The 11,226-nt window shown below is 69.0% G+C and carries 10 protein-coding genes; 5 read left to right on the plus strand and 5 right to left on the minus strand.

Features of this window, described 5'->3' with window-relative positions:
- Positions 1 to 45: 45 nt before the first annotated feature.
- The 3 genes from ACREEF_RS07400 to purB all read right to left on the minus strand — a co-directional run bounded on the left by ACREEF_RS07400 (position 46) and on the right by purB (position 2,945).
- Positions 46 to 678 (minus strand): fasciclin domain-containing protein, encoded by a 633-nt coding sequence (locus tag ACREEF_RS07400; RefSeq protein WP_431564949.1) that lies wholly within the window; start codon positions 676 to 678, stop codon positions 46 to 48.
- A 128-nt stretch (positions 679 to 806) separates the two neighbouring features.
- Positions 807 to 1,304, minus strand: a complete 498-nt coding sequence (locus tag ACREEF_RS07405; RefSeq protein ID WP_431564950.1) for a DNA-deoxyinosine glycosylase — start codon at positions 1,302 to 1,304, stop codon at positions 807 to 809.
- A 339-nt stretch (positions 1,305 to 1,643) separates the two neighbouring features.
- Complete coding sequence (gene purB / locus ACREEF_RS07410; RefSeq protein ID WP_431564951.1) at positions 1,644 to 2,945, minus strand: adenylosuccinate lyase; 1,302 nt, start codon at positions 2,943 to 2,945, stop codon at positions 1,644 to 1,646.
- Positions 2,946 to 3,098: 153 nt separating this feature from the next.
- Between purB and ACREEF_RS07415 the strand changes: the two genes are divergently transcribed.
- On the plus strand, positions 3,099 to 3,419 hold the full coding sequence (locus tag ACREEF_RS07415; RefSeq protein WP_431564952.1) for a DMT family transporter: 321 nt from the start codon (positions 3,099 to 3,101) through the stop codon (positions 3,417 to 3,419).
- A gap of 11 nt (positions 3,420 to 3,430) precedes the next feature.
- A complete protein-coding gene (locus tag ACREEF_RS07420) occupies positions 3,431 to 4,105 on the plus strand; it encodes a glutathione S-transferase family protein (protein ID WP_431564953.1) in 675 nt (224 codons plus the stop codon).
- A 192-nt stretch (positions 4,106 to 4,297) separates the two neighbouring features.
- Here ACREEF_RS07420 and ACREEF_RS07425 read toward each other — a convergent pair whose 3' ends face one another.
- Both ACREEF_RS07425 and ACREEF_RS07430 read right to left on the minus strand, forming a co-directional pair.
- Positions 4,298 to 6,010 carry a lytic transglycosylase domain-containing protein gene (locus ACREEF_RS07425; RefSeq protein WP_431564954.1) on the minus strand — a complete coding sequence of 571 codons (1,713 nt, stop codon included), beginning with the start codon at positions 6,008 to 6,010 and terminating at the stop codon, positions 4,298 to 4,300.
- 93 nt (positions 6,011 to 6,103) lie between these two features.
- Positions 6,104 to 6,940, minus strand: a complete 837-nt coding sequence (locus tag ACREEF_RS07430) for a uracil-DNA glycosylase (RefSeq protein ID WP_431564955.1) — start codon at positions 6,938 to 6,940, stop codon at positions 6,104 to 6,106.
- Between the two features lie 191 nt (positions 6,941 to 7,131).
- Between ACREEF_RS07430 and ACREEF_RS07435 the strand changes: the two genes are divergently transcribed.
- From ACREEF_RS07435 to ACREEF_RS07445, 3 genes are all read left to right on the plus strand, one after another.
- A complete protein-coding gene (locus ACREEF_RS07435) occupies positions 7,132 to 8,781 on the plus strand; it encodes an electron transfer flavoprotein-ubiquinone oxidoreductase (RefSeq protein ID WP_431564960.1) in 1,650 nt (549 codons plus the stop codon).
- Positions 8,782 to 8,820: 39 nt separating this feature from the next.
- Positions 8,821 to 10,689: a tetratricopeptide repeat protein gene (locus ACREEF_RS07440; protein WP_431564956.1), complete on the plus strand. Its 1,869-nt coding sequence runs from the start codon at positions 8,821 to 8,823 to the stop codon at positions 10,687 to 10,689.
- A 4-nt stretch (positions 10,690 to 10,693) separates the two neighbouring features.
- Positions 10,694 to 11,226: 4-(cytidine 5'-diphospho)-2-C-methyl-D-erythritol kinase (locus tag ACREEF_RS07445; protein WP_431564957.1), on the plus strand; the 533-nt coding region annotated here is incomplete at its 3' end.

An 11,226-nucleotide genomic window follows, 5' to 3' on the forward strand; every position in this document is an offset into this window, starting at 1 on the left:
GCCGCGACCGGCAAGGTCGCGGCCCTTCTTTCGTTCTCGCGGACGCTACTTGGGCATCAGCACCGTGTCGATGACGTGGACCACGCCGTTCGACTGGCCGACGTCGGCCTGGGTGATGGTCGAGGTTCCGCCCTTGGCGTCGGTGATCTGCCACTTGCCGCCGCCAGCGTCCTTGATCATCAGCTTTTCGCCCTGAACCGTGGTCAGGGTCGCCGTGCCGCCGCTCTTCTGGGCCTCGGCGGCGATGTCGGCGGCGTTCATGCGGCCGGGAACGACGTGATAGGTCAGAACCTTGGTCAGGGCGGCCTTCTGGGCCGGCTGCATCCAGCCGTCGCGCGTGGCGGCCGGGATCTTCTCGAAGGCGGCGTTGTCGGGCGCGAAGACGGTGAAGGGGCCGGTCCCTTGCAGGGTCGCGGCCAGGCCGGCCGCCTGAACCGCGGCGACCAGGGTGGTCAGGTTCGGGGCCTTGGAGGCGTTGGCGACGATGTTGTCGGTCGGGCTCATGGCCACGCCGCCGACCATCGGCGCCGTCGAGACGGGGGCCATGGCCGCGGATTCGGACGGCACGGCCTCGGCCGGGGCCTTTTCGACCTTGCGCTGATTGTCGCCGCAGGCGGCGAGGGCCAGCAGGGCGGCGGCCGATACGGTGGCGAGGGCGGCGGTTCGGGTGATTTTCATGGGGCTCTCCATCGACGTCCGCTCGGTTGGGGGCGCGGCGTCGGGGAGAACTACGGCTCAGGGCCGCAAAAGGATGCGTCGTCGTTCAAATTTTCCGGCGCGGTCCGTGATCGGTTCTGCGTCGCTGTTCAGCCCAGATAGGGGGCAAGCACCGACCATTGCTGCTGTTTTTCCGCGAACGGGCGGGCGTGAGCGGGGCTGGAGGAGGGCAGGTCTATCAGTTCGGTCGTGATCGCCGATCCCGCCAGGATGCGACGGCCCAGTTGCGCCGCCTTGCCGCCGTTGAAGGCGATGGCCTGAAGATTCGGCAGGGCGGCGGCCAGACCGGGCAGGTCGGCGTGGACGGGCAGGCGAATGGCCGTGTCCAGACTGCCGATCCGCTCAGCCTCGGCCACCGTGTCCCACAGGCCGACGCCCCGCGCCCTGAGCGCCGTCAGCCGGTCGGCGTAGGCGCGCTCATACAGGTCCGGCTGATCCAGCAGGTCGCCCATCAACCGCCAGAAGGCGTTCCTGGGATGAGCGTAATACTGGCTGACGGCCAGCGAAGCCTCGCCCGGCAGGCTGCCAAGGATCAGGATGCGGGTGCCAGCATCGACGACGGGATCGAAGGCGCGCTTGGCGGTCACGCCTCTAATCTGCAGAAATGGAGAGAGGTATCTGGACGGTGCCGTTTTCGGAACGGTCTGGCGCAGGCGTGATGCGGTAGGCTTCGGCGGCGCAGCGTAACGCCTCAAGATCGGCTCGCGACAACTCGGCGTCCATTGGTTCGCAATCGATTAGCTTGCCAGCGAAACCAACCCGGCAACGCATGGTAGCCCTCACTTCGCGAGGGCCTCTGTTGCGCGCAGCGCACCTTGCGGCAGCTTGTTGGTCGATGCGGAACGTAGGGTTGGCGCGTGGCGGCGCCGTGGCTTGCGACTCAGCGGCTTGAGCTGCCAACAGCACCGCCATCACCCACCACATGCTCAGCCCTCGCCGAACACGCGCTTGAACACCACGTCGACGTTCTTGGTGTGGTAGCCGAGGTCGAACAGGGCTTCCAACTGGTCGTGGGGCAGGGTGACGCGGGCGTCGGCCTTGAGGAAGTCGAGGAAGGCGCCTTCGCCGCGCCAGACCTTCATGGCGTTCTCCTGAACCGCCGCATAGGCGTCCTCACGCGACACGCCGGCCTGGGTCAGGGCCAGCATGACCCGTTGCGAGTGCACCAGACCGCCCAGGCGGTCGATGTTCTTCTGCATGTTCTCGGGATAGACGTTCAGGCGTTCCATCACGCCCGCCAGACGGTGCAGGGCGAAGTCCAGATGGACCGTGGCGTCGGGGCCGATGCCGCGCTCGACCGACGAGTGGCTGATGTCGCGCTCGTGCCACAGGGCGACGTTCTCCATGGCGGGAACGACGGCCGAGCGGACCAGACGGGCCAGGCCGGTCAGGTTTTCGGTCAGGATCGGGTTGCGCTTGTGCGGCATGGCCGACGAGCCCTTCTGACCCTTGTCGAAGAACTCCTCGGCTTCGAGGACTTCCGTGCGCTGCAGGTGGCGGATTTCGACGGCCAGACGCTCGATCGAGGAGGCGACGACGCCCAGCGCGGCGAAGTAGGCGGCGTGGCGGTCGCGCGGGATGACCTGGGTCGAGACGGGCTCGACGGCCAGACCCATCTGGTCGGCGACGTATTGTTCAACGGCTGGATCGACGTTGGCGAAGGTGCCGACGGCGCCCGAGATGGCGCAGGTGGCGATCTCTTCACGGGCGGCGATCAGGCGGCGCTTGGCGCGCTGGAACTCGGCGTGATAGCCGGCCAGCTTCAGGCCGAAGGTCACGGGCTCGGCGTGGATGCCATGCGAGCGGCCGACGGTCGGGGTGTATTTGTGTTCCTTGGCGCGGACTTCCAGCGCGGCCAGGACGCGATCGACGCCGCCCAGCAGCAGGTCGGTCGAGCGGGCCAGCTGCACCGCGAAGCAGGTGTCCAGCACGTCGGAGGAGGTCATGCCCTGGTGCAGGAAGCGGGCTTCCTCGCCGACGATTTCCGACACATGGGTCAGGAAGGCGATGACGTCGTGCTTGGTGGTGCGTTCGATCTCGTCGATGCGGTCGGCGTCGAAGGTCGCGTCCTTGCCCTTGGCCCAGATGGCGTCGGCGGCGTCCTGCGGGATCACCCCCAGTTCGGCCATCTTGGTGGCCGCGTGGGCCTCGATCTCGAACCAGATCTTGTACTTGGTCTCTTGCGACCAGATGGCGACGGCTTCGGGGCGGGTATAGCGCGTGATCATGGACCGGTCGTGTCGTTCGGGAGGGGCGGGGAGTCAAGGTGCGCCATTGACTTCGGGCCATCTTGTCCCAGATAGGGGCCTCAGAGGACGACCTCTCCCTTCTTGGGCATGACCGCCGGGACGACCCGGCTCGCCATGCAAGGGAGTAGCGTCATGGCCTGGATTTTCCTTCTTCTCGCCGGCGTCCTCGAAGTCGTCTGGGCCTTTCTGATGAAGGCGTCGGACGGGTTCAGCAAACCCTGGCCGACCATCGGCACCATCGCCTTCATGATCGTCAGCTTCGGCCTGCTGTCGATGGCGATGAAGACCCTGCCGCTGGGCACGGCCTACGCCATCTGGACCGGCATCGGCGCGGTCGGCGCCTTCCTGGTCGGCGTCATGGTGCTGGGCGAGGCCCTGACGCCGATGCGGATCGGCGGCGTGGTGCTGATCGTCTCGGGTCTGGTTGTGCTGAAGCTCTCGTCCAGTCATTGAGGAGCGACAGCATGACAGGAGATTCGGCCATGGAACTGGTGATCGGCGACAAGCTCTATTCCACCTGGTCGTTGCGGCCCTGGCTGGTGCTGAAGCGCTGCGGCGCGGACTTCGTCGAGACGGTCATCCGTTTGAATCGGCCCGACACGGCCGCGCAGATCGCGCTGCATTCGCCCGCCGGTCGGGTGCCGGTGCTGAAGGTCGACGGCGAGACCATCTGGGACAGTCTGTCGATCTCGGTCTGGTGCGCCGAACGCTATCCCGAGGCCCGGCTGTGGCCCGCCGACGCCCATGCGCGCTGGCAGGCCCGGTCGGTGACCTGCGAGATGCATTCGGGCTTCATGGCCCTGCGCACCGAATGCGCCATGGCGCCGGATCATTCGATGGTCGGCCCCGACCGCAGCCCGCCGCCGAAGGGAGAGGACACGGCCGCCGACATCCGCCGTCTGGTGCAGATCTTCCGCGAGGCCCGCGCCCGCTTCGGCGCCGGCGGCGAATACCTCTACGGCGAGTGGTCGATCGCCGACGCCTTCTTCACCCCGGTGGCGGCGCGGATTCGCCATTTCCAGATCGACCTGGCGGCCCACGGCGACACGGACGGCGTGGCGCGCACCTATGTCGACGCCCTGCTGGCCCAGCCCGACTTCATCGCCTGGGGCGAGCAGGCCCTGGCTAACGCGGCTTAACCTCGGCCGAAAACCGGCGGTTAACGAGTGATGTTACAATCTGCGCTCACGGCGTGAAGCCGTGGGGGCGGATGATGCGCACGATCAGCAAGAACACCAACTGGGGTCGGACGGCGCGCGGCTATTTCCTCGCCGCTCTGGCCTTCGCCTTCGTCTGGGCCATGCTGCTGTCCAGCGTGGTCTGAGAAGGATCTAGCGCGAACCGCCGCCGGTCACGGCCTCGGCCACCTGCATGGGCGCGGGCTGGAGCACAGGCGGCGGCGCCACATAGTCCAGACGGATCGGCACGGCCTTGGCGCCCGACGCCACAGCGTCCAGCGTGTTCAACGGCGCGCCCAGCATCCGCTGATAGATCCAGTAGGCCGCCACGACCTTTTCCACGTATTCGCGGGCCTGCGGCACGTCGATGGTCTCGATCAGCAGCAGGGGATCGGCGTCCGGCCCCAGCTTGCGCACCGCCGCCAGCATCGGTCCCGGCCCGGCGTTGTAGGAGGCCACGGCCTTCAGCAGATCGCCCTGGAAGGACTCGATCTGGAACAGGCGGTTCACATAGTCCTGACCCAGCTTCAGATTGGTCGCCGGGACATACAGCCGCTCGGGGCTGCGGACATAGTCCTGATCCCCGGTCATATAGGCGGCGGTCGCCGGCATGACCTGCATCATGCCATAGGCGCCGGCGCTGGACCGGGCGCCGGCGTTGAAGTCCGTTTCCTTGCGCGCGATGGCGTAAACGAGCGCCTTCTCGATGGTGAAGCCGCCCTCGGGCTCCAGCACCGGCATGGGATAGCGGGTCGCGTCGATGCGGCTGACCTCAGACTGCGCCGCACGGTTCGGGGCGACGGTGCGATAAAGGCCGGCCCAAAGGCGACGGGCGGCGTCGCCGTCGGCGCTGCGCATGCCGGTGCGGGCGGCTTCCTCGGCCTCGTTGCGGCGACCGACTTCGTAAAGGGCCACGGTGCGCCGCGCCGTCTCGTCCGAGCGGATGAAGGCGTTCAGTTCGCGGGCGTCCACGCCGGTCGGCTCGGGCGCGAAGGCGGCGCGTTGCAGCGTCGCGCCATAGGCGCGTGGTCCCATGTTCTCGATGACCGGCTCTTCGCCCAGTTGGCGCAAGGCGACCTGGCCATAGAAGGTGGCGGGCCAGCGCGCGGCCTTGCGCAGATGCTCGGCCACCTTGTCCTGACGGCCCGACTGGGCGGCGGCGCGGGCGGTCCAGAAGGCGGCCCCGGCACGGACCCAGGGGTCCTCGGTCGGGTCTTCGGCCACGCGCTCGAAGGCGCGGAAGGCGTCGGAGTATTCGTGCAGCCGCCAGGCGGCGAGGCCCGCGCTCCACCAGTCGCCCATTTCGGCGCCCAGGCGATAGGCGCTCGCCAGATCGTCGTTGTTCAGCGCCACGCGCGCCGCCTTGGCCGGATCGGTGACGCCGCCGTCGTTGGCGCTGGCCCCGGTGACGCTGGCCCAGGTGCGTTCCAGCAGATTGCCGGGGCGTTTCGGCTCGGCCGCGCCGTCGGGGAGGCGGCGCATGGCCAGGGTATAGACCCGCTGCGCCATCGGCAGGTCGGAATAGGTCTCCAGCCAGGCCGCCAGTTCGTCATAGGTGGCGACGTGGGTGGGGTGGAACAGGCGTTCGAACTCGACCTGGCCCAGCAGGACGCGGTCGCGCGCCTGACGCGCGGAGCTGCGGGCCAGCTCCAGATCGCCACGGCGCAGGGCGTCGAAGGCGGTGGTGTAGCTGAGGCGGTCCTCGCTGCTTAGGGCCGTGGGTGTGCGGTCCGAGTCGTTCGCGACATAGGCCTCGCTTCCGTCGACAGCAGCCCCGCTTTCGGCAGCCAGAGCAGCAGGCGCAACCGTGGCGCAGAGCGCAGCAGCGAACAGGGGCGCGAGGGTCGCGCAACGGAAATGACGCATACGCGGCGGCCCCCTTCATCGGCGCGGCTCCCGTCTCAGGTCGGGATTGTCAGCGCTCTGTGGACTGGTCGTCAGCCGGTAACCATGCCTGAATCAGGCGTTCGGCTCAACCTTGGCCGTGTCGAGACGCGCGGCCAGCGACAGAATGTCCGCCCAGGCGACCCGTTTCGCCTGGGGCTGACGCAGCAGGAAGGCGGGGTGCAGGGTGGCTAGGGCTGGAGTCGGGGCGGGGGCCGAAATCCCGCCCTCGGCTGGCCGCCATTCGCGCCACTGGCCGCGAATTTTCATCAGGCCTTCCTCGGTGTTCAGCACCGACTTCGCCGCCGCCGCTCCGACCAGAAGCACGGCTTTCGGCTGGATCAGGGCCAAGGCTCGCTCGAGGAAGGGGGCGCAGGCGGCCTGTTCCTGGGGCGTCGGCGGGCGTCCGCCCGGGGTCTTCCAGAAGACGGTGTTGGTGATGAAGGCCTGATCCGCCAGACCCGCCGCCGCCAGCATGCGGTCCAGCAATTGCCCCGCCTGTCCGACGAAGGGTTCGCCGCGAGCGTCCTCGACCTCGCCGGGGGCTTCGCCGATCAGCAGGAACGATCCCTGCGGATTGCCGCGCGCGAACACGGCCTGTTTGGCGCCCATGGCCCGCAAGGGGCAGCCCTCGAAGGCGACGATGGCCTGGGCCAACTCATCCAGCGTCGTGGCGGCCGCGGCCAGGCGGCGCGCCTCGCCCACGGCGTCCGCGCCGGACAGGCCTCCGTGGCGAGAACCATGGATGGCGGTGATCGAGGCGGTGGCCCGCTGCACCGTCTGAGCCACCGGCGGCGCGACGAAGACCGTGCGGTCGACCGGCGCATCCAGATAGCAGGCGTCCACCCCCGCATCGCGCCAGAAGGCGAGCAGGGCTTCGGTTGCGGCGGTGTCGAGGGGCTGGGGCGTCATTCGATGACAGGGATAAGCCTTGACCGCCGCTGCGTCACCTCATGATAAGACGGATAACCACGACGATAACGAGGATTCAGGGGAAGATGGCTGAGCAAGCGATCGAAGGCGGCGCGATCAACGCCTGGCAGGAAGCCGTCATCGACAAGCTCCCGCCGCTGGAGGCGCTGGAAGGCGTCGAGCGCGAAGTCATGGAGTATGATGTCGTCATCGTCGGCGGCGGCCCCGCCGGCCTGTCCGCCGCCATCCGCCTGAAGCAGCGCGCCGAGAAGGACGGAAAGGAGATTTCCGTCGCCGTTCTGGAGAAGTCGGCCGAGATCGGCGGCCACATCCTGTCGGGCGCGGTGATCGATCCCAAGGCCCTGAACGAGCTCTTCCCCGACTGGAAGGAACGCGGCGCGCCGCTGGAGACTCCGGTCAAGACGGACAAGTTCCTGGTGCTGGGGCCGCAGGGGCAGGCCTCGCTGCCGATGTTCGCCATGCCGCCCTTCATGCACAACCACGGCTGCTACATCGCCTCGCTGGGCAATGTGGCGCGCTGGCTGGCCGAACAGGCCGAGGCCCTGGGGGTCGAGGTCTATCCCGGCATGGCCGCCAGCCACGTGGTCTGGGATGAGCCCACTGGCCGGGTGAAGGGCGTCGTCGCCGGCGTCTTCGGCATCGATCGCGAGGGCAAGCCGACCGGCGACTTCCAGCCCGGTCTGGAACTGCACGGCAAGTATGTCTTCATCGCCGAGGGCGTGCGCGGCTCGCTGGCCAAGACCATCATGGCCCGCCACGACCTGACGGCGAACTCGGACCCGCAGAAGTTCGGCATCGGCCTGAAGGAGCTGTGGCAGATCCCGGCCGACAAGCACCAGCCCGGCCTGGTCCAGCACACGACCGGCTGGCCGCTGGACGACAAGACGGGCGGCGGATCCTTCCTCTATCACTTCGGCGATCGTTACGTGTCGGTCGGCTTCGTGGTGCACCTGAACTACAAGAACCCGTATCTGTCGCCCTTCGACGAGTTCCAGCAGTTCAAGCACCACCCGGCCATCGCCGAGCATCTGGAGGGCGGCACGCGCGTCTCCTACGGCGCCCGCGCCATCACCGAGGGCGGCTTCCAGTCGGTGCCCAAGCTGGCCTTCCCCGGCGGCGCCCTGATCGGCTGCTCGGCGGGCTTCGTGAACGTGCCGCGCATCAAGGGCAGCCACAACGCCATGAAGACCGGCATGATGGCCGCCGACGCCGCCTATGAGGCTGTGATCGCTGGCCGCGAGGGCGACGTGCTGGAAGCCTACGAAGAGGCCTACAAGGCGTCGTGGGTCTACAAGGAGCTGAAGGTCGTCCGCAACGCCAAGCCCATGCTGTCCAAGCTGGGCACCATGATGGGCGGGGCGGTCGGGATGTTCGACTTGTGGGTCAACCACCTGACGGGCGGCTTCTCGGTCTTCGGCACCATGAAGCACACCAAGACGGACGCGGCCTCGACCGAACCGGCGTCGAAGCACAAGCCGATCACCTATCCCAAACCGGACGGCAAGCTGTCGTTCGACAAGCTGTCGAGCGTCTTCATCTCGAACACCAACCACGCCGAGGACCAGCCGGCCCACCTGAAGCTGCTGGACCCAAGCGTGCCGATCAACGTCAACCTGCCCAAGTACGGCGAACCGGCGCGGCTCTATTGCCCGGCGGGCGTCTACGAGGTGCTGACCGACGAGCAGGGCCAGAACCCGCGCTTCCAGATCAACGCCCAGAACTGCGTCCACTGCAAAACCTGCGACATCAAGGACCCGTCGCAGAACATCGTCTGGACCACGCCGGAAGGCGGCGGCGGCCCCAACTATCCGAACATGTAAGTCGAGGCGTTTCCGCCTCTTGCGGGCGGGAGGGAAAGCGTGAAGGGTCCGCCCATGCGCTTCGCCTTCCGCCGCTCCGCCCTGTTCGCCGCCGCCTCGCTGATCGCGCTGGGCCTGGCCGCGCCGTCCCTGGCGCAGGAGGCGCAGGAGGCGCCTGCTCCGGTTGAAGGCGTGGCCGAAGCGGCGGCTGAGGCGGGGGGCGAGGAGCAGGACCCCGAAATCGCCATCCCCGACGCGCCCGAGGAACCTGTGGTCGCGCCGATCCCGGCCGAGTGGTCGCCGATCCCGACCGATGCGGAGGGGCGCAGCGCCTACGGTCACTACCTGGCAGGCCGCAACGCCCTGACCAGCGGCGAAGCCGTTGCGGGCGCCGACTATCTGGCGCGAGTCGAGACGCTGACGCCGGAACAGCCGCGTGTCCGCGAACAGGCCTTCACCGCTTCGCTTCTGGCGGGCGACCTCGACGTCGCCGGGCGGATCGCGCCCGAGGGGGAGGGGGTCTCGCCCGTCATCGTTCAGGCCGGTCGTCTGGTCGCGGCGGTGCAGACCTTCGTTCATGGCGACGCGCGCCGCGCCGACGCCATGCTGAAGGCCGCCCCCATCGGTGCGCCGCACGACCGTGCCGGCCTCTATGTCCAGCCATGGATCGCCGCCGCAGCGGGTGACTGGGATCGGGCGCTGGCCCAGCCGCCGGAGGGTCTGGACGCCGTCAGCACCCTGGTGGCGCGCGGCAATCGCGCCCGGCTGCTGGAACTGCGCCGCCGCTATGACGAGGCCGACGCCGAATGGCGCGACCTGACCAGCCACGCCCTAGCCTCGCGCCTGTTCCGTCTGCCGTATGGCGAGTTTCTGGAGCGGCGCGGCAAGCGCGACCTGGCCCTGGCCCAGTATGACGCCGCCGTCACCGCCGGCTCAACCGACCGCGCCACGCGGCTGGCGCGCGAGCGGGTGCTGGCCAAGGGGCGTGCGCCGGCCGCCCCAACCTGGCGTCAGGGTGCGGCCCTGGCGCTGCGAACCGCCGCCGATCAGATCATCGCCCAGCGCGCGCTGGAGTTCGGCGTGGTCTATCTGCGCCTCGCCCTGAACCTCGATCCCGACGACCAGACCCGGCTGATGATCGGCCAGACCCTGCAGGAGGGCGAGCTGGAGGCCGCGGCCCGCGCCGCCCTGACCGCTGTCAGCGACCGCGATCCCGAGGTCTTCGCTGCCGCCCGCGTGCAGAGCGCCCTCAGTCTGGAAAAGGACGGCCAGTCCGACGCCGCCCTGGCCGAACTGCGCCGCGCCGTCGACGCGCGCCCGAACGAGGCGGCCGTCGCCTATCTGCTGGCCGGTCAGCTGGTGCAGATGAAACGCTTCGATGAGGCGCTGACGGTCCTGAACGGGCCGCTGCTCAACGTGGCCGAGCAGGGCTTCGAGGTGAACTTCCTGCGCGGCGCTGCCTATGAGGCGCTGAACCGGAAGCCGGAAGCCGAGGCCGAGCTGTGGGCCGCCCTGCAGAAGCAGCCGAACAATCCGACCGTGCTGAACTACCTCGGCTACCTCTGGGTCGACAGCGGCACGCGGGTCGAGGAGGGGGCCGAGATGATCGCCCGCGCCTTCGCCGCCGATCCGTCGGACGGCAACATCCAGGACTCCCTGGGCTGGGCTCAGTATCGCCGGGGCCAGTTCGAGGCGGCGGTCGAGACCCTGGAACAGGCCGTGGCCAAGGAGCCGGCCAACGCCGAGATCAACGACCACCTGGGCGACGCCTACTGGGCCGTGGGCCGCCAGCGCGAGGCGGGCTTCCAGTGGAACCGCGTCCTGACCCTGGAGGTGGAGGCCGAGCGCAAGGCCGAGGTCGAGGCCAAGCTGCGCGACAAGCTGGGGCAGGAACCGACCGACGACACGGGCGCGGGCGTCGCGGACTGATCCGGTGACGCTGACCGGCCTGGCGCCCGCCAAGATCAACCTCTTCCTGCACGTCGGGCCGGTGGCGGCCGACGGCTATCACCCGCTGGCCAGTCTGGTCGCCTTCGCCGACGTGGGCGACGGCGTGACGGTCACGCGGGCCGACGCCCTGTCGTTGAGCGTGACCGGCCCGTTCGGCGGGGCGCTGGCGGGCGAGGGCGACAATCTGATCCTGCGGGGGTTGCGGGCGCTGGGCGAGGCCGCCGGGATCGGCGCGCCGCCGGTGGCCGTGACCCTGGACAAGCAGCTGCCCATCGCGGCGGGTCTGGGCGGCGGCTCGGCGGATGCGGGCACGGCCATCCGGTTGGCGGCGCAACTGTTGGACCTCGATCTGGACGAGGCGGCGCTGGAAGCCGTCGCGGGCGTGGTCGGGGCGGACGGCCCCATGTGCCTGCGCGCCCGCCCGGCCTGGGCCACGGGCCGGGGCGACGACCTGAGCGACGAGCCGCGCCTGCCGCCGCTGCACGCCGTCCTTTTGAACCCCGGCCTGCCGTCGCC

This window comes from Brevundimonas sp., assembly GCF_050729455.1.
Classification (GTDB): Bacteria; Pseudomonadota; Alphaproteobacteria; order Caulobacterales; family Caulobacteraceae; genus Brevundimonas.